23 protein-coding genes and 1 tRNA gene are annotated in these 22,773 nt (G+C 54.5%); 12 read left to right on the forward strand and 12 right to left on the reverse strand.

Annotated features, from left to right (window positions below; genetic code table 11):
* Positions 1-6 precede the first annotated feature (6 nt).
* Both KUV22_RS09615 and KUV22_RS09620 read right to left on the reverse strand, forming a co-directional pair.
* Positions 7-897 (reverse strand): hypothetical protein, encoded by an 891-nt coding sequence (locus KUV22_RS09615; protein WP_222230567.1) that lies wholly within the window; start codon positions 895-897, stop codon positions 7-9.
* Complete coding sequence (locus tag KUV22_RS09620; protein ID WP_077399516.1) at positions 897-1,262, reverse strand: hypothetical protein; 366 nt, start codon at positions 1,260-1,262, stop codon at positions 897-899. The genes KUV22_RS09615 and KUV22_RS09620 overlap by 1 nt, the downstream gene beginning before the upstream one ends.
* A 273-nt stretch (positions 1,263-1,535) precedes the next feature.
* On the opposite strand from KUV22_RS09620, the gene KUV22_RS09625 reads away from it, so the two are divergent.
* From KUV22_RS09625 to KUV22_RS09635, 3 genes are read left to right on the forward strand one after another with little or no spacing between them, the layout of a single operon-like run.
* On the forward strand, positions 1,536-3,431 hold the full coding sequence (locus tag KUV22_RS09625; RefSeq protein WP_222230569.1) for a DUF3604 domain-containing protein: 1,896 nt from the start codon (positions 1,536-1,538) through the stop codon (positions 3,429-3,431).
* A 33-nt stretch (positions 3,432-3,464) separates the two neighbouring features.
* Positions 3,465-4,343 carry a peptidyl-prolyl cis-trans isomerase gene (locus KUV22_RS09630; RefSeq protein ID WP_222230572.1) on the forward strand — a complete coding sequence of 293 codons (879 nt, stop codon included), beginning with the start codon at positions 3,465-3,467 and terminating at the stop codon, positions 4,341-4,343.
* 35 nt (positions 4,344-4,378) lie between these two features.
* Positions 4,379-5,347 (forward strand): HupE/UreJ family protein, encoded by a 969-nt coding sequence (locus KUV22_RS09635; protein WP_222230574.1) that lies wholly within the window; start codon positions 4,379-4,381, stop codon positions 5,345-5,347.
* Positions 5,348-5,408: 61 nt separating this feature from the next.
* Here the strand turns inward: KUV22_RS09635 and KUV22_RS09640 are convergent, their stop codons facing one another.
* Positions 5,409-5,834 (reverse strand): c-type cytochrome, encoded by a 426-nt coding sequence (locus KUV22_RS09640; RefSeq protein WP_077399507.1) that lies wholly within the window; start codon positions 5,832-5,834, stop codon positions 5,409-5,411.
* Between the two features lie 240 nt (positions 5,835-6,074).
* On the opposite strand from KUV22_RS09640, the gene KUV22_RS09645 reads away from it, so the two are divergent.
* A tRNA-Arg gene (locus KUV22_RS09645) sits at positions 6,075-6,151 on the forward strand.
* 253 nt (positions 6,152-6,404) lie between these two features.
* Here KUV22_RS09645 and KUV22_RS09650 read toward each other — a convergent pair.
* Both KUV22_RS09650 and KUV22_RS17500 read right to left on the reverse strand, forming a co-directional pair.
* Positions 6,405-6,659: a DUF2164 domain-containing protein gene (locus KUV22_RS09650; RefSeq protein ID WP_222230577.1), complete on the reverse strand. Its 255-nt coding sequence runs from the start codon at positions 6,657-6,659 to the stop codon at positions 6,405-6,407.
* A gap of 478 nt (positions 6,660-7,137) precedes the next feature.
* Positions 7,138-7,377 (reverse strand): hypothetical protein, encoded by a 240-nt coding sequence (locus tag KUV22_RS17500; RefSeq protein WP_315857530.1) that lies wholly within the window; start codon positions 7,375-7,377, stop codon positions 7,138-7,140.
* Between the two features lie 280 nt (positions 7,378-7,657).
* Between KUV22_RS17500 and KUV22_RS17380 the strand changes: the two genes are divergently transcribed.
* Positions 7,658-8,617 (forward strand): polysaccharide lyase, encoded by a 960-nt coding sequence (locus tag KUV22_RS17380; protein ID WP_261319530.1) that lies wholly within the window; start codon positions 7,658-7,660, stop codon positions 8,615-8,617.
* A gap of 88 nt (positions 8,618-8,705) precedes the next feature.
* On the opposite strand, the gene KUV22_RS09660 is transcribed toward KUV22_RS17380, so the two are convergent.
* The 6 genes from KUV22_RS09660 to KUV22_RS09685 form a co-directional block, all read right to left on the reverse strand.
* Positions 8,706-9,233, reverse strand: coding sequence for a hypothetical protein (locus KUV22_RS09660; protein ID WP_222230583.1), 528 nt, complete (start codon positions 9,231-9,233; stop codon positions 8,706-8,708).
* A 69-nt stretch (positions 9,234-9,302) separates the two neighbouring features.
* Positions 9,303-9,695 (reverse strand): DoxX family protein, encoded by a 393-nt coding sequence (locus tag KUV22_RS09665; protein ID WP_315857531.1) that lies wholly within the window; start codon positions 9,693-9,695, stop codon positions 9,303-9,305.
* Between the two features lie 79 nt (positions 9,696-9,774).
* Positions 9,775-10,458: a methyltransferase family protein gene (locus KUV22_RS09670; protein ID WP_222230589.1), complete on the reverse strand. Its 684-nt coding sequence runs from the start codon at positions 10,456-10,458 to the stop codon at positions 9,775-9,777.
* A gap of 322 nt (positions 10,459-10,780) precedes the next feature.
* Positions 10,781-11,251 (reverse strand): helix-turn-helix domain-containing protein, encoded by a 471-nt coding sequence (locus KUV22_RS09675; RefSeq protein ID WP_222230591.1) that lies wholly within the window; start codon positions 11,249-11,251, stop codon positions 10,781-10,783.
* A gap of 977 nt (positions 11,252-12,228) precedes the next feature.
* Positions 12,229-13,971: a phytoene desaturase family protein gene (locus tag KUV22_RS09680; RefSeq protein WP_222230594.1), complete on the reverse strand. Its 1,743-nt coding sequence runs from the start codon at positions 13,969-13,971 to the stop codon at positions 12,229-12,231.
* A gap of 125 nt (positions 13,972-14,096) precedes the next feature.
* Entirely contained in the window at positions 14,097-15,032 is a 936-nt protein-coding gene (locus tag KUV22_RS09685; RefSeq protein WP_222230598.1) for a LysR family transcriptional regulator, read from the reverse strand.
* Between the two features lie 160 nt (positions 15,033-15,192).
* On the opposite strand from KUV22_RS09685, the gene KUV22_RS09690 reads away from it, so the two are divergent.
* From KUV22_RS09690 to KUV22_RS09705, 4 genes are all read left to right on the forward strand, one after another.
* Positions 15,193-15,426, forward strand: coding sequence for a hypothetical protein (locus KUV22_RS09690; protein WP_222230601.1), 234 nt, complete (start codon positions 15,193-15,195; stop codon positions 15,424-15,426).
* Positions 15,427-16,368, forward strand: a complete 942-nt coding sequence (locus KUV22_RS09695) for a sodium-dependent bicarbonate transport family permease (RefSeq protein ID WP_222230604.1) — start codon at positions 15,427-15,429, stop codon at positions 16,366-16,368.
* Positions 16,369-16,440: 72 nt separating this feature from the next.
* A complete protein-coding gene (gene nhaA, locus KUV22_RS09700; protein ID WP_222230607.1) occupies positions 16,441-17,676 on the forward strand; it encodes a Na+/H+ antiporter NhaA in 1,236 nt (411 codons plus the stop codon).
* 159 nt (positions 17,677-17,835) lie between these two features.
* The gene (locus KUV22_RS09705; protein WP_077399450.1) at positions 17,836-18,084 is read left to right on the forward strand and encodes a DUF6482 family protein; all 249 of its coding nucleotides are present in this window, start codon (positions 17,836-17,838) and stop codon (positions 18,082-18,084) included.
* A 105-nt stretch (positions 18,085-18,189) separates the two neighbouring features.
* Here KUV22_RS09705 and KUV22_RS09710 read toward each other — a convergent pair whose 3' ends face one another.
* Entirely contained in the window at positions 18,190-18,693 is a 504-nt protein-coding gene (locus tag KUV22_RS09710) for a YHS domain-containing (seleno)protein (protein ID WP_222230610.1), read from the reverse strand.
* 418 nt (positions 18,694-19,111) lie between these two features.
* Between KUV22_RS09710 and KUV22_RS09715 the strand changes: the two genes are divergently transcribed.
* The 3 genes from KUV22_RS09715 to oppC all read left to right on the forward strand — a co-directional run bounded on the left by KUV22_RS09715 (position 19,112) and on the right by oppC (position 22,768).
* A complete protein-coding gene (locus KUV22_RS09715; protein WP_222230612.1) occupies positions 19,112-20,788 on the forward strand; it encodes a peptide ABC transporter substrate-binding protein in 1,677 nt (558 codons plus the stop codon).
* A gap of 132 nt (positions 20,789-20,920) precedes the next feature.
* Positions 20,921-21,844 carry an oligopeptide ABC transporter permease OppB gene (gene oppB, locus KUV22_RS09720; protein ID WP_222230615.1) on the forward strand — a complete coding sequence of 308 codons (924 nt, stop codon included), beginning with the start codon at positions 20,921-20,923 and terminating at the stop codon, positions 21,842-21,844.
* Positions 21,845-21,859: 15 nt separating this feature from the next.
* Positions 21,860-22,768, forward strand: coding sequence for an oligopeptide ABC transporter permease OppC (gene oppC, locus KUV22_RS09725; RefSeq protein ID WP_222230618.1), 909 nt, complete (start codon positions 21,860-21,862; stop codon positions 22,766-22,768).
* Positions 22,769-22,773 lie beyond the last annotated feature (5 nt).

Genomic DNA, 22,773 nt, shown 5'->3' on the forward strand with positions numbered 1-22,773 from the left:
CCGAACTTACAACCCCAGTGCCGCCAGGTCCCAGTTCCAGCCCAGCTTGAAGGTACTATCCGCAGCCCGATCCAATGGCAACTCACCATCGGTATAAGCAATAAACATATTGTTTTTCAGATTGAGGACCGCTTTGGCATGACCGAATCGGTCCAGCTCCGCTTGCTCGATAACCTCAGGCGCGTCCACCTCGGAAAAGTAACGGTAACTCAACTCCAGGTCTTCGGCATAATCCCCAAGCAATTGATCAACCCGCACTTTGTAAAGGGCCTGAAGATCCCAGCGATTAAATGGCTCCAATGCATCACCGAGTATTTGCTGGCGCTCGCCGTCCGCTATCGGAGTGACTTCCCCAAAAGCCACGCTTAGATACAAGTCGCTACTCGTTTTATAGGTACCCGGCACACGGAAACCATAATGGGACAGGTAGCGCAGCCCCAGCACCGTTTGCTTGTCATCTAAAGACTGGTCTGCCTCATATTTGTAAACGCCACCGAATTGGTGCTGCCAGGGATCGCAAGTAATACTCTGGCAGTCACTAATTGACTTAAGATCCGCAAGCTTCACGTAATTCAAGAAAAGATCAAACTCCATAAAGTTCTCCGGATTGTTTTCCGGATCACCCGTGATGGTACCTTTCAGGGTATAGCCCCACTCCAGCTTGTCGGTATCGATTTCCTCCCAATCATCACCACCATCGGCGGCTGGATTGGAAAAATCACGCGACGACTTGCGCTTGAATTCATACGCAAGCCCCAATACCGCAGACCCGGAATCACCAGTAACTACTATGGGAGAAACCAACCTTTTTTCTTCCTGCCCATCTGCGTGGGCCGGAAAAGCCAGCATTAATGCGGCGAGTGAGCCCAGGGCCCAACGTATCTTGCTAATTGGCATCAGAATTCATCCTCAAACTTGCAGAAGCGATCCACCGTCGACGCCAGGTCAGTCAAGGTTTTTTCATCGCTGGCAAACAATTCGATTAACTCCCCCAAGAATTGCTCACTGGTCATTTCCCGCTGCTCTTTCTTGGGGCTGTAATCGTCCCGTAGCGCGCGAAAAAACATCAGCGCGGTAGGCTTTGCTTCATAGCCATCAAAATTACTGGTACTGGTAATGCGAAAGCGCAGATTCTTCAGCTTGAGATCACCAGCCTGCGCAAGCGGATAGTCTTCCGAATCAAACTGGTCCATCTTGTTCTGGCCGGACAAGATCTTGTAGGTAGCCAAACAGGCCAGGTTATTTCTCCACTCGTAAGACACTCGGATCTCCTTTGATATTATTTTCAACCGAAATACTTAAACAAAAAAATTTCTGCAATTTGGCTCACAAAGAGGAAAAACACGCTAAAGGAAAATGAGACACGTGTCACGAAGTGATCGCACCCATGGCGCGATAAGCATCTTATAGCCTCACGCGCACTACGGCGCTACCAGCACGCGCGACGATAAATCCGCCCTAACCAAGAGTTCGCCAGAGCAGAGTCTCGCCATCTTCTATATTTGGGCAGTTGATCCAATCGGAGCACCCTGCCCATGCGCTTCCAGTTCACCCTGCCCGCCTCACTTTGCGCCTTCCTGCTTGCAGCCTTGGCCAGCCCAATAACGCTCGCGCAGGGCGCTAAATTCGAGCCGGCGCCGAAAGACCGCATTTATTCACCCTACCCCGCGGAGAATTTTCCGCGCCGGGTCTATTTTGGTGACACCCACCTGCACACCAGCTACTCCACCGATGCCGGCATGGCCGGGCAGGAAAAGGTTGGCCCGGATGAGGCCTATCGGTTTGCCAAGGGTGCGGTGGTGGAATCGCAAACCGGGCAGAAGGCGCGACTGCGTGCGCCACTGGATTTCCTGGTCGTAGCCGATCACGCCGAGCTTCTCGGCCTGGCCCCGTTTATCCGCAAGTCGGACCCGTCCGTATTGAATGATCCGCTGGGCAAGAAGTGGCACGACATGGTCAAGGCCGGCAAGGGCTATGACGCTTTTATCGAGTGGCTGAATTTCGGCTCCGAGAAACCGTTCGATAGCCCAGAAATGACCAAGTCTGCCTGGAGCGAAATCGTAGATGCGGCGGAGAAACACAACCAGCCGGGCGCCTTTACCGCGTTTATCGGTTTCGAATGGACCTCACACCCGGACGGCAACAACCTACACCGGGTGGTGATCTTCCGCGACGGCGGCGACAAGGCCAAACAGGTGGTGCCATTTTCCGCCTATGACTCGGAAGCACCGGAAGAATTGTGGAAATACATGGACCGCTACGAGCAGTCCACCGGCGGCCGTATGTTGGCCATCCCCCACAACGGCAACCTCAGCAACGGCCGCTTCTTTGAAAAGAAGAAGTTTGACGGTTCCAAATGGGATCGTAACTATGTGGAGGCACGGGCCAAGCGCGAACCATTAGTAGAAATCACCCAGGCCAAGGGCACCGGCGAGACCCATCCGTACCTCTCGCCCAAAGATGAATTCGCCGATTTTGGTTTGCTGGATAAAACCAACCTGCAGGGTTCCGCGCCCAAAACCAACGACATGTTGGCAAACGAATACGCGCGGCAAGCATTAAAAGATGGCCTGGCCCTGCAGGAAACCTACGGCACCAACCCGTTTAAATTCGGTTTGATTGGCAGCACGGATAATCACACCGGCCTCGCCACCTCCGCGGAAAACAACTGGTTCGGCAAGGCGCACTTTGTTGAGCCAAGCCCGGAGCGCTACAAGGATGTACTGATCAAATCCCTGGTTGATCCGAACCTGAATATTTCTGCGGTGGACCTGCAGGCATCCGGACTGGTTGCAGTCTGGGCCAACGAGAATACCCGCCCCGCCCTGTTTGATGCCATGGAGCGCAAGGAGGCTTATGGCACCAGCGGTACCCGCCTGCAGGTGCGGGTATTTGGCGGCTGGGATTTTTCCGAAGACGACCTCGCCAGTTCGGAGTTCGCAAAAATTGGTTACGACAAGGGCGTACCCATGGGTGGTGATTTGAAGAGTGCGCCCAACGGCAAGGCACCATCCTTCCTTGTGCGCGCCATGCGCGAAGTCGAGGGCGGCAACTTGGATCGTATTCAGGTGGTAAAAGGTTGGCTCGACAAGGATGGCAAAACCCACGAGCGCATTTACGACGTCGCCGTTTCGGGTGATCGGAAAATTGACAGCAGCGGGCGCTGCAGGACTGCGGTAGGTAATACCGTGAACGAAGCCGACGCGAGCTTCACAAATACCATCGGCGCGCCCTTTTTGCAGGCCTACTGGAAAGACCCGGATTTTAATCCGGAAGAAAAAGCGTTTTATTACATTCGCGTACTGGAAATCCCCACACCCACCTGGCTTGCCCACGACGCTAAGTACTACGGTCTGAAAATGCCCAAGGGTACGCGCCTGTCTTCGCAAGAACGCGCCTATACCTCGCCCATCTGGTACAACCCGAGTTAGCGGCCCACAAAAAATTTATCCCAGGGGCACCCCATGATCAAAAAAATAATCAAAGAGCCACTGCTGCATTTCGCTGTTATCGGCGGGCTGGTGTTCGCGCTCTATGCGACGGCACCGGGCGATACAGGTATTGGGGAAAAGCAGATCGCTGTGTCCGCGCAGGATATTGAGCGGCATGTGGCACTGTTCGAGCGCAAATGGCAGCGGCTTCCCACCGCCAACGAACTCTCCGCGCTTCTGGAAAATGATATTCGCGAAGAGATTTTCTACCGGGAGGCGCTGGCACTCGGGCTGGATCGCGATGACGCACTGGTGCGACGCCGGCTCGCGCAAAAAATGGAATTCATTTCTGCCGATATCGCACAAATGCGCCGGCCCAGCGACGAAGAGCTGCAAACCTATCTGGACAGCAACCCCACCGCGTTTACCGCGCAGGCGCGCTACCACTTCGAACAGGTCTACCTGGATCCCGCTCGCCGCTACAGCAATGCAGATGTACTTGAACTGCTCGGGCAACTGCGCGCAGCAGCATCCGTGGATCACCGCCAGTTCAGTGACCCGATCATGCTGCCGGCCCAGCTCGTAGATACCGACACCCAGACAATCGACCGCACCTTTGGCGAAGGCTTTGCCGCTGCGCTTGCCAATGCACCCACCGGCCAGTGGCACGGGCCCATCCAGTCCAGCTACGGCATGCATCTGGTGCGGATCGCCAGCCACCAGCCAGGCCGCAATGCCAAGCTGGTCGAAGTGCGCGATGCAGTGGAAGGGGCCTGGCGGCAGGCGGAGCGCAAGCAGGCACAAGCGGCACTCTACCAATCACTGCGAGCGCAGTATCAGGTGTTGATACCGGAGGCTGCGCATCACTTGCTGGCGCCAACTGAGGTGCAGGTTGAGGTAGCAGCCGAATGAGACGGGTATTGCTAATACTGGGATTGGGAATCCTAGTGCCGCTCGCACTTGTGACCGGCACGCTCAGCCATGCCCACGAAATAAAGCCCGCATATCTTGAACTCAAACAAGCCAGCAGCGATGTATGGGAGGTGCTGTGGAAAATGCCCATCAAGGGTGGCATCCCGGCACCGATGGAGCCTACCTTGCCGGCAAACTGCCGCGAACAGGGCGAGCGGGTTAGCTTTGAAGTCACTGGAGCGCGCGTGCACCGCTGGCGGCTGGCCTGTGAGGGCGGTATCGACGGGCAGCCCGTTGCCATCGCCGGCCTGCAGCACTCGATGACCGATGCCCTGGTGCGGATTGCCGGAATCGACCGGCCCATCCAGACCGTCAGGCTGACACCCCGGCAAAACAGCACCATCGTGGATGCCGCCCCCGGTACCGGGGCGATTGTGTGGAGCTATTTCACGCTGGGTGTCGAGCACATATTGCTGGGTATCGACCACCTGTTGTTCGTGTTCGCACTGTTGCTGATCGTAATTGGCTGGCGTCGGCTGCTGGCCACCATTACCGCATTCACCGTGGCCCACAGCATCACCCTCAGCGCAGCGTCGCTGGGTCTGGTCCAGGTTCCACAGGCGCCGGTTGAGGCGGTGATCGCCCTCAGTATTCTGTTGCTGGCCGCAGAAATCGTGCGTGCCCAATTCGGACGGCCCGGTCAGACCCACCGCAGCCCCTGGCTTGTGGCATTTGGCTTTGGCCTGCTGCACGGCTTTGGATTTGCCGGCGCGCTGACGGAAATCGGCTTGCCGGCGACGGATATTCCGCTCGCGCTGCTGTCGTTCAATGCCGGAGTGGAGGTCGGCCAGCTGCTGTTCGTGGCCGGGGTGGTAGGCCTTGGTTACCTGGCGGTCGGGGTGGCGCAGCGCTATCGACAACTGGCACGGCTGGCCGCCGCCTACAGTATTGGCAGCATCGCCATGTTCTGGACCATCGAGCGCATTAGCGCCTTCTACGTATAGCCGGGGCAACAAAAAAGGCCGCTCAGTGAGCGGCCTTTTTGCGGGATAAGTAAGCGGTCGCTTACTTGCTGCCTTCTACCATGTAGTCAACGGCAGCCTTGATCTCGTCGTCGGAGCAGGTCATACACAGACCTTTCGCCGGCATCGCGCCGATACCGCTGATGGCGTTGGTATAAAGGGTATCCATGCCCTTGGCAATGCGCGGCGCCCAGGCAGCGACATCTTCATACTTGGGTGCACCAGCTGCGCCGGTCATGTGGCACGCTGCGCAGTGCGCGCCGTACACATCGCTACCGCTGCGGGTACCGCCGGCAGATGCGCTGGCTGCAGGCGCTGCCGCCGCACACTCATCGCCCTGCATGCAGGTCTTGCCAGCAGGCGCCAGGCGCTCGGCAATCTCTTCATCGACAGACTGGGTCTGGGCTACTGCTACTGCTGCGCCCGCCGCCACGGCCAGGGCCGCTACAAAATTGAATACAACCTTCATCCATTCCCCCTAAAGGCCAAGTCCGGCCCGCAGATTCCGGCGCAATCGCCACAAACCTCTACCAAATTGCCGCGCATTATAAGCATTGCGCCGCCCGCTGCGAAGGGCCGCGAGCCATAAGTGGGCAAATCTCCCGGATTTCCTTTGCCCTGCCATAGCCCTTCTGTATAATCCGCGTCCGCGCCAGACGTCGGTAAACCCTTGATTTGGCGCCGTTTTGACCACCAAGGTCACCCCAATCCGCCCGTAGCTCAGCTGGATAGAGCGTCGCCCTCCGGAGGCGAAGGTCAGAGGTTCGAATCCTCTCGGGCGGGCCATATATAAAAAAGGCCACCCACCGGGTGGCCTTTTTTATATATCGTCCAAGCCCGAGGGCTTCGCCCAACTCCCAGGTTCGAGCCGGAGGTGGCAAAGCCACCGGAGACCAGCGACCGTAGGGAGCTAATCCTCTCGGTTGGCCTAGCTCATGTATCTAGTCCAACCCCGGGCACTAGGCCCGCGCCCAGCCCAACCCAGCCCCAAGGCCCAAAACCCACCAGCTTCACACCCTAGAGCAACCGCCGTGATGATCTACCTACTGAATTCCGTAGGGCGCTCCAGCTCATAGATCGACTCCCCCAGCTCATCAACCTTCTTTGAAAAAAGCGCCTGAGCATCATACAGGCCTCGATTGTAGAAATACGCACCTACTTCGTCAGCGAAGAAGTCGATAAGAAATTCCGCATCAAAATTTCCAATATCTTGATCCAACTCCTCAGTGAAGTAGATCTTTACTTTTTGGACAATCTGCCGTTTTTCTTCTTCAGAAAATTTTAGTTTTTCCATCTTCCCTTTTACATATCTATCAAACCCACCAAGAGGCGGAAAACAATGAAATAAGAATTATCTAAATCTTCGTTTTATTAAAGGCACACCGCGCATACGCGAACATTACCAATATCACATCTTTATCGATGTTGATCGCTAACGGATTCTTTTCAACACAATAAACTGGTAAATTACTTGGTAATAGCAGCCGTCAGAGCCCGCTAATATAAATAACAAGCCCCTACGCCAGAGAGAATATGTAATAAATTCAAATACATATGAGGCGTACCGTGTTCAAACATATTTCCCTGTGGCGCAATAGCGCTACGCTCGTTTCTTTATTTATCGCCCTTTATGGGAGCCAAGCGCAAGCTGCTGTCGATTGTTCGGCGATGGCCAACTACAGTCCCGGTGCGGTCGCTACGGGCGAGCAAATCCGACATAACGGCGCCGCGTTCGAATGCACCGTTGCCGGCTGGTGCAATACCGGCGGCCCCTATGAGCCCGGTATTGGCTGGGCGTATAGCAGCGCGTGGATCGATCTGGGTAGCTGTGCTGTGGGCTCTGGCTCGTCCAGCTCTTCCTCCAGCTCTAGTAGCTCTTCCAGCTCGAGCAGCTCATCAAGTTCTAGTTCGTCCTCGAGCTCAAGCAGTTCATCATCGTCCAGCTCTTCCAGTTCTGGCAGCTCCTCCGGCGGCGGCTGCGAACCAGTTTGGGATAGCGCTGCGGTATACACCGGCGGTGACGTGGTGGGCCATAACGGGAGCCTGTACCGCGCCAAGTGGTGGACCCAAGGTGAGAATCCCGACACTGCGGCTGTCTGGGAATTACAGGGATCCTGCTCTTCAAGCTCGTCATCCAGTTCCAGCTCCTCATCCAGCAGCTCGTCGTCTAGCTCCTCAAGCTCCAGTTCCGGCTCAAGTAACTCATCGGGCTCCTCCTCATCGGGTGGCAGTAGCGGCTTTGTCTATTACAACGATTTTCAAAAACACCCAGTCGGCCCCTATTCAGCAAGCATGTTTGAGAGCGACTGGGGTTTCAGTCCGAATACTTCCGCCGGCGTTGCCGATGGGCGACTGGATATCGTCAGCGACCCCTACGATAGTAATAACGCCATATTACGCGTGAGCTATACGGCGAACGCGGTGGGTGGTAGCTCCGCTTCGGTATTTACTTATCAAATACCCGATGCCCCACACAGTAACTTGTGGCTGCAATACCAACTCATGTTTGACGATCAGTTTACTTGGGTGAAAGGCGGTAAGTTACCGGGCCTGGGCGGCTATACAATCAAGAAGCCCACCGGTTGCCTTGCGAACAGCGAAATCGATGGTTTTAGCGGTCGCTTTATGTGGCGTGAGTCCGGGCATGTATTCCAGTATTTGTACAATCCCAGCAAGCGTGAATACTGTGGCGACTACTCCAGCCTCTACCGCTTCTTTAGTGTTGGCCGCTGGCACACTATTACCAGCCATGTTGAACTCAATTCGGTTGGTGCAAGCGATGGAAAGATTACCGCCTACCTCGACGGCGAGCTGGCTCTGGAGTTGACTGGCCTTAACCTGCGGACCGACGAATCGGTGAGCATCGATAAACTACTGTTCGAAACCTTCTTCGGTGGCAGCAGTAGCGAGTGGATGCCAAGTTCACAGCAGTACAGTTATTTTGACAACATCATTATTAGCACCACAAGTCCGTTAGATTTTGTCGCCACCACCCCAGATAACGGTACCTATGAAGGCCCCCACCCAGCGCCGGGTTACAGCGAGTGGCAGGCCGATACCGGTTATGATGAAAATGACCTGGTTTATGCGATCGATACCGATGGAACCTATCACTACTATCGTGCGCGCTACGGCATTGCGGCCAACAAAAATCCGCTCGATAACTCTCTGCCGGAAAATTATGTTGGAATCTATAGTCCGGAACGCCTGGATAATGGCGCCCCTTGGGTAGAGTTGAACTCGCCTGAATAATCAACAGCGTAATTTGAAAGGAAGATCGCTTTAGATTTACCGCGAGCAGTCTTATCGACTGCTCGCGGCTTCTGAAGCCACTTGCTCGTCAAGCGCGCTCCATACCACGCAATTTCCACAGCGCATTGCCCAACCCAGAGGCGCCAAAAGAGAGAAATCCACCAATCACTATCTCTATTACCGTAGTAATTTGCACTATTACTGTTTCAGCATAGTTACTATCGTTTGTATATGCCCTATCTGAGAAATGAGCAAGCCACATCCCGTTATTGATTAAGTCAGGAATTGCCCATGAGAGGATGTAGACACCCATGATGCAAAAAGCTACCGAGAGCAAGTACCGTCCATTCTTGGATAGCTCAATGCTTTCTTCGCACTCACTAGGCAACAGTTTACGTGCTAGCAAATTTGGAAATTTAATAAATACAAAGGCCAAGAAGAAAATCAGAAAAATCTGAACTACTGTCAAAACAGCATAAAATCGAATATTCGGATCTTCATTGAAAGAAAGCATTGCTAGGGACATATATTGATTAGATACAGTTCGCAGCCCCAGAAAAACCAATATCACGCCGCAAACTCGTAGCCCCACTGACATCAGTTCACGATATTTCATTTAATTTCCTTTTTCCTTCAATAGAGCCATCTCTAGCATCTTGTGACGCCCGCTGCTTTTTCGTTTTCATCAGCGAAAAGCACCTACTAGGTTCCTAATATCCGCACGACCAGACCAACCACGACACCCAGCAGCGAATGCTATAGCTACCGCAACAACCAACATGGGCCACTCTCCATGAATCAGATGAGTTGTGATGGCGCCTAGCATTAGCAAGGCAAGACAAAATGAAGCAAGTGCGGACACCCGAGGAGCGAGCAACCCAATCGCGCCAATCACCTCGAGTATACCAATGGTATACATGAAAACCGGGGAGTAACCCCAACGTTCAAATGCTTCAACCTCGAATGGCAATGACAATAATTTTGCACCACCTGAAGTGGCAAAAATAAGCGCGAGAACATAGCTTACGATTCTTGTGTGTATCGAGGGCTCCATTGAGCAGTTACCATTAAGGGGCATTTATTCCCGCAATTACCACCATCAAAAAAGAATTGCGAAGATAGCAGAATAGCCTGCATCTCATTCGACCCTTCCAAATTCAGTAAACACCTGGCATCAAACGGTAATGCACCCGTTGCGCATACTCTCGATAACCAGGCAACTCTTCTTGCAAAGTATGGTCTTCAAGCATGGTTCGAATAACAGTTATGATTGACGCGACTAGCGCTGGAATCAGTGACCAGAGCGAACCCAGAGCAATAGCAATGCCAAATAGTGCAAGGATACTTCCCGCATAACCAGGATGCCGAACCGCTCGATAGGGGCCGGTATCACACACTACATGACCTCTGTCCAACCGAATACAGACGACGCTGTAGAAAAACCGGTTTTCAGCCAGTGCCCATACAGAGAACATGTACCCTAAAGTGATAAAGGTAAAGCCAATCGCATTTAGCCAAAGCGGAATTTCCGGCGACCAGCTATAACGATGATCCAGCCCTGCCACAATCACCATAGGGAACACGATACTAACTGCCATCATTGGAGCCAGCAATTTATCCCAAGCCTTTGCTCCCTGAAAAATTTCCTTATTTTGCCTTGCTGAAATTATTCCTGGATGTCGATGCTCAGCCCAATAGTGGCCACCAATACCAGTGAGCAAGATCAACATGGAATATAACCAAGCCTGCCACCAACCCAGCTCACCGCCACAAACCAAAAGGGTCAGCGGGATTAGCAGATACACAAAGATTAACCTGGCCCATTGCCTGATGGATGCCATTTGCGCAGCTTCTTCACTAGTTATTTTTTTGAAAGCATGTCATTTCTGGGCCTGAAATCGATTAATGTTGACCTCAAACCATCAACAAAAGTGGTTACCGGCCATAGAGAGACACGTTAAAGATGAACGAGGTACGCCACTCCTTTTCAACCCAGACCCGAAGTAAATTGTCCGGATGCATTATCTCATCTAGTTGGGAGCATGCTAACGCCGCGTTCAAGGGCTACCGGAGGAGCACACCGCTTTGTGTAAAATGTGAACGCCGTGAACTACACAAAACGGTGTATAGCTTTGGAAACCTCCTGCAACACTTTGTTATTTACTACCAGATTTCGTAGCGATCACCCGCGCGAATTACATTGGCGATACCATAAGCGACAACCAATATCCACAATGGGCCTATAAATGCTTCAGTTTTGAACTCTCCTTGCAAGGCCATTACTACAAGTAGACCTATCGCAAATATAAAGGAAAAGACTGCTACTTGCTTCTCCGCCTTAACCCAGTCTTCCCGCTTAGACATACCGAGCCACCCAAACTCTGAGCCTATAAAGTTCATGCGAAATAATAAAGGAAGCTTTTTCCAATCATCTGTTGTTTTGTCTATCACGCCTATCTCCTGTTCCAATATTGAAATATCAACCTCAAATACTGAAGCAAGAGATTTTAAAGACTCCAGACTAGGCTTTTTGCCGCTCTCGATCCTCTGAATAGTACGAACATTCAGCCCACTAAATTCTGCAAGCTGTTCTTGAGTCCACTTTTGACGCTTTCTTAATTGTTTAAGATACACATTTCTATCTCTTGCTGTCAGTCAAACAGGATATTGACTTAAAACATGTAATGTCGGCCACGAAATTTACCCGTAATCGACCCGACATTTGGGTTTTCAACTATAAAAGCACATAACAGTTCATTTATGAGCCACAGGCTCTATATCCACTTGACCGCTGTTTCTGGATCTTGAGCCAAGGTATATTTTTGATTGGAAAATCACTAATTTTCAGTAGGTTATATGTTTCAGATCAAATAGCAACTAGCAAAGAAGAGCCGTTGGCGTAAGTCGGCTGATTCAACGTGTGGCTTTTGATCGAGTTTTCGCGCTAATAAAATCAATGTCGTGGACAAAATATTCTGAGATACGAGCGATAGCTCATTAATTGAGCCTTGACAGTTATTGAACGCAAACCACAAAAATCAGATAAATTTATCCCGAGAGCCCATAGTAATATACATGAGTCGGGCCCTCGCTTATCAAATAGAACAAACATACATCCATTTGATAAAGCGATTTATTCATTATTATAAATTGCGTCATCCCCGTGGAATTTGTCTTGCGAAGTTGAAGTTTTCCTCAGTTATTTCGTATTTGATTATATTTGCGCTGTCAATATCCAACGTATAACACTCAATGCCCTTACCTATCTATGTAAGCGAGTATTGGGGATAGACCAACGTGTCAACACGTGGCGCCTACCTGTTGTTTATAGTCGTGAAGAGATTAAAGCTATCGTTTCCCAGCTAAACGGAGTTTACCGACTGGAGGTGAAGCTGATGTATGACTCCAGATTGAGGTGAGCTAAGCTGCTATCTCTCAGGGGCAAGGACACTGATTTTGGCACTGATAATGTGTTCGTGCGTGCGGGCAAAGGGGTACTCAGCCCGTGGATAGATTATAGGCCCGAGAAAATAGGGAGCTCTTCTGATCAGTTTACCTGTGAGCGATCATAAGAACTCCGTATTGCAATCGATATGCTTGCGATCTAGCAGTTACTGCGTTGAAGTATCAGCGGCGACCGGCACAGCGCTCGGGAAAGTTACTTTCTTTCCAGAGAACACCTTGCGTAGCAACGGCAAGCCGCGACGTAAGCCGAGGATGCTCTGTGCAGTAATCACACCCCCAAACATGGCACCGCCGACGCCACAGCTGACGATATCCTGCCCGGTAAGATACAAACCTTTGATGCGTGTTTTTGGTCGCAACCAGCTCTGCTGCCAGCGCGACGGCCCGTGTTGCAAGCCATAGATCTCGCCACTGCCGTAAGCACAGAAGTGTTTTGTGGATAGCGGTGTGGACAGCTCGTAGTAGTCGATCTTATCGCGCAGGTGTGGGAAATGGGTGAACAGTTTCTCCAGCATACGCCGGCTGAATTTTTCTTTCAGTGCGTCGTACTCTTCACCGCGCTTGCCCCAGGTCTCCTCTTCCCACTGTTTGAACCATTCGTAGCGCGCCGGAGTGACAATTTCGATGGTGGCGCGCCCGGGGTAACGGCGCAGGAAGTCCGGATCTTTTGCCGAGGGGAATGAGATATAGGCGAGGGGGAAGTCCGCCTCCATATCTTCCACAAAGGCTTTTACGTCGCGATCGTATTCGGCGCTGCTGTAGACCCAGTAGTTGGTCTTGGGTAGCCCCAGCTCTTCGGCAGTGTGCTGCAGTCCGATATACAGGCACAGGTGGGACATGGAAGGCTCGACCGACTTGAGGTCACGGTCGTAGCCGGCGCGCTCGGACGCGCTGTGCGGCAGCAATTGTTCGAAGGTATTGAATACACCGGCACCGGAGATAACGATGGGCGCTTCGATTTCGGTACCGTCTTTCATACGCACGCCGCGGGCGCGGTTGCCGTCCAGCAGAATGGTTTCCACCTCTGCGTAGGTAAATACCTCGCCGCCGGTGGACTGGATTTGCGGAATAATCGTTTCGGCAATACGGCTGGAGCCACCCACCGGGTAATAGGCACCGTGCAGGTAATGCCGGGCAATCATTGCGTGAATCACGAAGCTGCTTTCTGACGGCGGCATGCCATTGTCACCCCATTGCCCGGTTAGCACCGCGATCAACTCTTCGTTGTCGGTGAGCTCCAGCAAGACTTCGCGGGTGGTTTTAAATACGTAATCGGGTAACCGCCAGCGGCGCAGCGCACGCATCATTGGCCCGCACCAGCGCGGCAACACCTTTTCCGTTACCAGCATCGGCATAAAGCGGTTGGCTTCCGCCAGGCGTTTGAGATATTCACGCAACGCGGGTTCTTCGTTGGGGAAGCGCTTGAGCAGCTCCTGAATAAACTCCTCGCGGCCGGCGACCAGGTCGGACTGTTTGTCGCCGTGAATAATCCGGTCGTAGGCGGGGTCCATGGGTGCCCATTTAAGGGCACCGGCGGAGAGAAAATCGTAGAGGTGGCGACTCATGGAGGGACGCTCGCCCACATCGCCAATGTAGTGCACCCCCACGTCCCATTCGTAACCGTTGCGATCGTAGGCGTGGGTCATGCCACCGGCGGTGTAATGCTGCTCCAGTACCAGCACTTTTTTGCCGGTTGCGCTCAGCAGTGTGCCGGTGGTCAGCCCACCAATGCCGGAGCCAATAATGATGGCATCGTAGGGGCCGTCGAGGCGACTGGGGCGATAGCGCCGGCCGATGCGCAAGCGGCTGGGCTTGGGCGCCGACTTGGATGTCGATTCGGCTTTGGACCCGGGGGCAGATTTTGGGGTCTCGGTTTGCTGGCGTTCCACGGTTGTTTCCACGGCAGTGGACCTCTGTCTGATTATAGTTATGCGTTCCCCACCTTAGTCATTGCCAACCCGCGCTGCAATGGCCGCTTTCTATCAGCTGCCTTGGCCAATTCCGTAATACGTTGTCACTCCCCCGGCAGCATTGTGGTCAGCTGGGCGAGGCGATCTTCCTGCTTCACATAATCCAGCAGCGCCTCGGCCACCGGGGAGATCGGGCGGCTGCGCGAGCGCACCAGAAACCAGTTGGTTTTGATCGGCATGTCTTCCACATCAAGCACCACCAGGCCAGAAGAATCACCCACACTCAAGGCGTGCTCGGACAGGATCGACACCCCCATGCCCGACATCACCATATGCTTGACGGCCTCGTTGCTTTCGATGGTCATGCGCACATTCAGGTCGCAGTTGTGTTTTTCCATATGCCGCTCGATGGCATAGCGGGTACCGGAGCCCTGCTCGCGCATCAGTACCGGCGCGCGGGCAAATTCCTGCAGCGGGATACGGCCGGCCTTGCTCAGGGCATGTCCACGCGGGGCGATGGCCACCAGGTTATTGGGCAGGAATTCGGTGAGCAGGTATTCGGCTTTCTTGGGTGGGTGGCTGAACACACAGAAGTCGTCGATGCCCTCGGCCATACGCGCAGAAATCTGCTCGCGGTTGCCCACCTTCAGTTCCACGTTGATATCCGGATACAGCTGGCAGAAATCGCCGATCAGGTGCGGAATAAAGTACTTGGCGGTGGTGACCACGGCGATGCGCAGGGTACCGGCCGTCAGTCCGCGCATCTTGGTGAGATTCATATCCAAGCGTTCAAAGCACGAGAGAATTTCCCGCGCACTGGCGACCACCGCAAGGCCCGCATCGGTCAGCTGGATTTGCCGGCCCACCTGGAAATACAGCGGCATCTCCACCGCTTCCGACAGCTTGCGCAGCTGCATGGATACCGTGGGCTGGGTCAGGTGTAGGGCCTTGGCGGCGGCCATCACGCTGCCGTGATCCTTGAGCGCACACAGGATCTCCAGCTGGCGGATGGTCCCCACACGGGCGTGTAATCGACTCATCGGCGCCACTCTCCTCATCTTTGGATATATAAATGTTTATCTAATTTAGCCTTAGATAATATCTATTTTTGTTTATGCATAACAGCTCACATACTTACCGCCAATTCAGCATCGGTCACACCTCTCACAGGGTGCATCAACCACTCAAAGGGTAAGCAATATGCAAAAACAGCAACGGATGTTTGGTCTTTTCTGCGGCGCCACGGTTCTCGGCCTCGGCGCGGCACTCGCCACGGTCGGCATTATCGGCTGGGCACTGGCGGCGGTGGGTGCGGGCCTGTGCCTGCTCAATCTCGCAAGCCTGATTGTGCCGATGGTCAAACGCGCCCGCGCGGTACCGGCGCGCCTGCCCTATCTAGCGAATTCAGCGCCAGCCGGTGAGGGTGCGCGCTAAATGGGCATCGATATTGTCGTAGCGTTCTTTCTGTTCGGTATGGCCGCCACGCTGATCGGCGGCCGTATTGAATTCCCGCGGGGGCTGTACCAGGGCCTGACCCTGTTCCTGCTTCTGGCGATCGGTTTAAAGGGCGGCGTCGCCTTGAGTGAGCATGCCAGTGCGCGCCTTATACCCCAGGCGTTGGTAGTACTGCTGCTGGGGCTGGCGCTGCCTTTTATTGCCTACCCGATTCTGCGCAAGTTTGGGCAGTGGGACCGCACGGATGCCGCGGCGACGGCGGCGCATTACGGTTCCGTAAGTGTCGGGACCTTTGCGGTTGCGGTGGCACTGCTGGAGAGCCGCGGTGTCGATTACGAGGCGTATTTCCCGCTGTTTGTGGTACTGCTGGAAGTCCCCGCCATCGCCCTCGGTATCTATCTGGCCAGCCGCCGCGGCGCCGAAGCATCGGCACTTAACTGGCGCAGCCTGTTGCTGAACCAGGGCTGTGTCTTGCTGTTGGGTGGCCTGCTGATCGGCTGGCTGGCGGGTGTCGAGGGGAGTGCGAAGGTCATGGCGATGTTCGAGACCGCCTTCCACGGTGCGCTGGCTCTGTTCCTGCTGTACATGGGCCGCCAGGCCGCGCGGTATTTCCCGGAAGTGGTGCGCAACGGCGCCTTCCTCACCAGCTTTGCCATCGTCATGCCGCTCATCGGCGCGACCGTCGGTGGTCTGCTCGCAGTGAGCATGGACTTCTCCACCGGTGGCGTTGCGCTGCTGGCAACGCTCGGCGCCAGCGCCTCGTATATCGCGGCACCGGCGGCACTGGGCGTCGCCCTGCCAAAAGCCAACCTGAGCCTGCCGCTGACCGCTTCACTGGCGATCACCTTCCCGTTCAACGTGCTGATCGGCATCCCCATCTATCTCTCGATCGCCACATACATTCACACGCAGTTCGCGTAAGTAATCGCAAACAAAGCGCGTTACGCCCCGAGCACCTTGCGTGCCCGGGGCAATCATGGAGGACAAACAGCAATGACTGCTGTACGAAAATTTATTGAGCACGAATCTTTCGGCGGGATACTGCTGGTTTCCGCCGCGCTGATCGCCATGCTGCTGGCGAACTCGGCACTACAAGGGTTTTACTTCGACGGACTGAACACCACCGTTGCGGTGATCTTCGGGGACTTCTCGATCCAGAAGCCGCTGTTGCTGTGGGTCAACGATGGACTGATGGCGCTGTTCTTTCTGCTCGTGGGACTGGAGATAAAGCGCGAAGTGCTGGAGGGCCACCTGTCTTCCAAAGACCAGGTGATACTGCCCGGCCTGGCTGCAGTCGCCGGTATGGCGTTTCCCGCGCTTATCTACACCGCAATCAATTTTGATAACCCGGAAACCATGCGCGGCTGGGCCGTGCCCTCGGCAACGGATATCGCCTTTGCCATCGGCGTCTTCACCCTGTTCGGCAAACGCCTGCCGGTGAGCTTGAAACTGTTTCTGCTGTCGGTAGCGATTTTTGACGACATCGGTGCCATCCTGATTATCGCGTTGTTTTACAGCAGCGATCTTTCCATGGTGTCGCTGGGCGTAGCCTCCGCAGGCTTTGCGGCGCTGTTTATGCTGAACCGGGCGCGCGTGACCAACCTGGCGCCCTATGTACTCATCGGCATCATCATCTGGATCGCGGTGTTGAAATCCGGGGTGCATGCAACGCTCGCCGGCTTCTTAACCGCTTGGTTTATCCCACTGCGGGTCAACCGTGCCAAGCCGCGCGTGCCTCTGCACCGCATGGAGCACGGCTTGCTGCCCTGGGTGACATTATTGATCCTGCCGGTATTTGCCTTCGCCAATGCCGGCGTATCCCTGAGTGGTTTTTCCCTCGAGCGCCTCTTGAACCCGGTGACCCTTGGCATCGCCCTCGGATTATTTTTCGGCAACCAGGTGGGGATATTTTCCACCGCCTGGCTGACCGTTAAGAGTGGCCTCGCCCGTCTGCCCGCTGGCGCCAACTGGCTCCATGTGTACGGCGTCGCGCTGCTGTGTGGTGTCGGCTTCACCATGAGCCTGTTTATCGGCACCCTGGCATTTGAAGGCTACCCGCCCGCGTATCAGGAAAATGTAAAAGTGGGCGTGTTACTCGGATCCTTCCTGTCAGCGTTTGCCGGTATTGCGGTGCTCTATTACTCCTGCCGCAAACCGGCAGAGGAAGGGTTGAGCCGCAACGAACAACGCGCCGGAATTTTCCAGGCATCATCCGCTGGCAAAGCGTAACCGTACAAACTTAAGGAGGTTGCAGTACCGAAAAGTCAGGCATAAACACACAGCGAACAGTGACTATCGCGGGAACCTGTTTGTGCCTGAAGCACCACATTAAGCTTTAACTGTGTAAGTGCGGCTCAACATACCGATTGAGCCGCCGAGGGAGGCAATATGAATCTGCAGATCATCTCGCTGGAAGGACAGACGTACTTGGTAAACACCATCGATGAGAACGGTGTTCACCCTCTTGAGGACCGCAATAAAAGGCCCATGCAGTTTCATTGCCTTGAGGAAATCAAGGATTACCTGAACCCCCGCGCTTACGATGAAGTGTGGCTGGAGCAGCGCACACCCTACGAAGAAATGTGTGGACTCGGGGACGATACAGGGCCGCTCAGGGTACAGCTGCACTGGAGCTGACCATCCGCAGCGAGCAAGACATCGACGGCATTTAGCAGAGAAAACTAACCTTCTCACGCAAACACACGGGGCTAACTTTTAGCATCGTGCTTTGCGTCGCAGGCTTCACTCTGCGCTGTTGATTTCCGTCCAAGCCTCGTCGGCCTTGCTGATATTGCCTGCGGTATCCCTTTCCCAAATTTCGAACGACTTGGCATTGTTGTTGAGGTACAGCTTGCCATCGATGATGACCCAGCTGTCCGGGCGCGGCGGCGCTTCAAAACCCTTGGACATGGCGTAGGCACAGTGACCGCCGTAAGCGGGCACGTACTTTGCAGGGTCTGCGGCAAACAGGTTGCGGTTTTCTCGTGTGGCGAAACGCCAAGTCACATCACCCCATTCATAGGTGATGCTGGCGGAACCTTTTACCGCTTTTTCACCGGGCTTGAGGCTGTAATAAGCAACAACGTCGGCGCCCTTGAGCGCGTCGCGGAAGAAGTGGGAATAGACATTCTTGTCGGCGGAGACAGCCGCTGATTGGACGGGGCTCGCTTTGGGCTCGCTGTCATCGGCCAGAGCGAATACTGAAATGATCCCTAAACATGCGGCGAGAGCGGTACGTAGCAACATAAAACATCCTTGAGTATGTGTTCAAAGTATTTTTATAGGCTTTGGGTACGTAACTAGATCACCCACTTCGAGTGTACGGGAAAAGCACGTTTTGGGTAGAGGATCGCGACCGGTTTATTGGTGCGCTGGGGTATCAGTTGCGGTGATAGGAAGGCCTGTTACGACAAGGCGAGTAGCACATTCGTCCGTTTTTCTGGCTGCCTCATGGAAGGAGGACGGCCAACCCACGAAATCCGCCCGGCGGGAGTCGCCACCTTTTGCTATACCTAGCAATTGAATGACAAGACCGGTATTTTCTGTGGGTAACGCGGAACTTTTTGCGACGGTCTGATGTATAAATTCTGACCAACTAATAAATCGACGAACCAAAGTCACAAAATAAGCACAGGTTCCTACAGGAACCGTTGAGGAAAGAACAATGCTTCCCCATCTTCAGCTGAAACGCAGCCGTCTCTGGCATACCGGGCCATTACTGGCAGCGCTGCTTGCACTCGGCGGTTGCGGCGCGCCCACCGATTCCGGCACCGAAACCAACAAGCAAGCGGCGGTCAAACTGGACCCAACCAAGCTTGCCGCTGACCAGACCCTGGTACGCGGTGGCGGCTCTGAACCAGAGACTCTCGACCCACACAAGATCTCCGGCACCGTGGAATCCGCGCTGCTGCGCGACCTGCTGGAGACACTGGTAATCGCATCCGCTGACGGCGGCGTGCGCCCGGGTGTTGCGGAGAGCTGGGAGACCACCGACAACCAGCATTACTTCTTCAAGATTCGCGAGGACGCCAAGTGGTCCAATGGTGATCCGGTGACCGCAGAAGACTTCGTCTACTCCTGGCGCCGCCTGGTAGACCCGGCCACCGCCTCCAAGTACGCCTGGTACCTGGCCGCCGGCAAGGTGAAAAATGCCCAGGACATTACCGAAGGCAAGCAACCCGTGGAAAGCCTCGGTGTAGAAGCGGTAGATGCAAACACCTTCAAGGTTTCCCTGGAAGCACCGGTACCCTACTTCGTCTCCATGCTGGTACACGCCTCTACCTCGCCGGTACACAAGGGTACCGTTGAGCAATACGGCGACCAGTGGACCCGCGTCGGCAACTTTGTCGGCAACGGCGCATTCCGACTGACCGAATGGGTGGTGAACGAGCGCATCGAGTATGTGAAGAGTGAAAACTACTGGGATGCCGCCAACGTCAAACTGCAGAAAGTACGCAGCCTGCCGATTGCTTCTCCCAACGCAGAACTGAAACGCTACGAGGCGGGTGAGATCGACTTCGCTTACGACATCCCCATCGAGCACATCAACCGCCTGCGCAAAGAGCGCGGCGATGAAGTAAAAACCACACCGTATATCGGTACCTACTACTACGAGTTCAACACCACCCAACCGCCGTTTAATGACGCGCGCGTGCGCAAGGCGCTGGCCTATGCCATCGATCGCGAAATCATGGCGTACAAGGTGATGGGTCGTGGCGAAGAACCCTCCTTCCACCTGACCCCGGGCGTGGTAAAAGGCTTTGATGCACCGCCTACCGCGTGGAGCCAGAAAACCCAGGCCGAGCGCGTGGCCAAGGCCAAGGAACTGCTCGCCGAAGCCGGCTACAACGCACAAAACCCGCTCAAGTTCAGCGTGCTGTATAACACCAACGACAATCACAAGAAGGTCGCAGTGGCGATCACTGCCATGTGGAAGCAGACCCTCGGTAATGTGGATGTCACCCTGGAAAACCAGGAGTGGAAAACCTATCTGGACACGCGCGCCAATACCGACTTTGATATTGCCCGCGCCGGCTGGATCGGCGACTACAACGAGCCGTCCACCATGCTGAAACTGTTGCTGACCGATGGCGGCAGTAACTATTCAAAATACAGCAATACAAAATACGATGAGTTGCTGGCAAAAAGCTCCAAGGAACTGGATGTTAACAAGCGTGCGGAATACTACGCACAGGCAGAAGAGATCCTTGCCGAAGATATGCCGATCGCGCCTATTTACCAGTACGTGATCCAGCATATGGTGAAGCCGCATGTGGGTGGTTACGCCGCAGATCCACTGGATAACTACTACTCCAAGGACATGTGGATCATCGAGCACTAATTGATTAAAAGCCCGGGAACCCGTTGTGGTTCCCGGGCTTTTTCAATTCCAGGGGAACCCAAAGTTCCCAAGAGGTATGGAAGCGCTTCAGAACAAGTACGTTCCAAACTAAAGCTATAACAGAAGACGCTTATGTTGAGATTTATCGCCAAGCGCGTGCTGGAAGCCATTCCCACGCTGTTTATCCTGATTACCGTCTCTTTTTTCCTGATGCGCTTTGCGCCGGGAAATCCCTTCTCCGCCGAAATCGCCATGACCCCAGAAGTGATGGCAAATATCGAAGCCAAATACGGTTTCGACAAACCGGTGCACGAACAATATTTCAGTTACCTTGGCGGCCTGTTGCAGGGCGACCTGGGGCCCTCGTTTAAATACAAGGACTTCACGGTTAATGAACTGGTCGCGCAGGCATTCCCGGTTTCCCTGAAAATCGGCCTGCTGGCATTTATTGTGGCGGTGACCTTCGGGATTACCTTCGGCACCATCGCCGCCCTGCGCCAGAACACCTGGCTCGACTACACCATTATGACCAGCGCCATGGCTGGGGTGGTGATCCCCAGTTTTGTACTGGCACCGCTGCTGGTACTGATTTTTGCCATTGGGCTCGACTTGCTACCCGCGGGCGGCTGGCATAACGGCGCAGCACAGTATGTGATACTGCCGGTAATGGGTATGTCCCTTTACTACATCGCCTCCATCTCGCGGATTATGCGCGGCAGCATGATCGAGGTGCTGAACTCCAACTTTATTCGCACCGCCAAGGCCAAGGGCCTATCGATGCCCTACATCATCGTACGCCATGCCTTGCGTCCGGCAATCCTGCCGGTGCTCTCCTACCTCGGCCCGGCCTTGGTGGGGATTATTACCGGCTCGGTAGTGATCGAAACCATTTTCGGTTTACCCGGTATCGGCCAGCTGTTTGTGAACGGCGCGCTGAACCGCGATTATTCCATGGTGCTCGGGCTGACCATTCTGGTTGGCGCCCTGACCATTACCTTCAATGCCATCGTCGACATCCTGTACGCGGTGGTCGACCCCAAAATCCGCTACGCATAACCAGAGGCTTACGAGATGTTATCCACAACAGCCAATAAAGAAGCGGTCGAAAACTTTTCCGAACAGCTGGAGGTCAAGGGCCGCAGCTTGTGGGACGATGCCCGCCGTCGTTTTTTCAATAACCGCGCCGCGCTCACCAGCCTGGTGATCCTCGGGTTTATCACCCTGTTTGTTTTTGCCGGGCCAATGCTCAGCCAGTTCGCGTTTGACGAGGTGGACTGGGGTGCAATGCACGCGGCACCGTCGGTGGCCAGTGGCCATTTCTTCGGTACTGACTCCCTCGGTCGCGACTTGTTTGTGCGCACCGCCATGGGCGGGCGTATCTCGCTGATGGTCGGCGTGATGGGTGCACTGGTGGCAGTATTGATCGGCACCCTGTACGGCGCCACTGCCGGTTTTGTCGGCGGCCGTACCGACCGCGTGATGATGCGCACCCTGGAAATCCTTTATTCCTTCCCGTTTATGTTCTTCGTCATCCTGCTGGTGACGTTTTTCGGTCGCAACATCCTGCTGATCTTTATCGCCATTGGCGCGGTGAGCTGGCTGGATATGGCGCGCATCGTGCGCGGCCAGACTCTGAGCATCAAGGGCAAGGAATTTGTCGAAGCGGCGACCGTGTACGGTGTTTCCAAGTGGGCGATGATCACCCGCCACATCGTGCCCAACGTGCTCGGTATTGTTGCGGTGTATGCAACGCTGCTGGTCCCGCAGATGATCCTGTTTGAATCTTTCCTCAGTTTCCTCGGCCTGGGTGTACAGGAGCCGATGACCTCCTGGGGCTCGCTGTTGAACGAAGGCGCGCAGACCATGGAAATTGCCCTGTGGCAATTGATTGTGCCGGCCGTATTTATGGTCACTACCCTGTTCTGTTTTAACTTTATCGGCGACGGCCTGCGCGATGCGCTGGACCCGAAAGATCGCTAAGGAGC

It is taken from the genome of Microbulbifer agarilyticus, assembly GCF_019800665.1.
Taxonomy (GTDB): domain Bacteria; phylum Pseudomonadota; class Gammaproteobacteria; order Pseudomonadales; family Cellvibrionaceae; genus Microbulbifer; species Microbulbifer agarilyticus_C.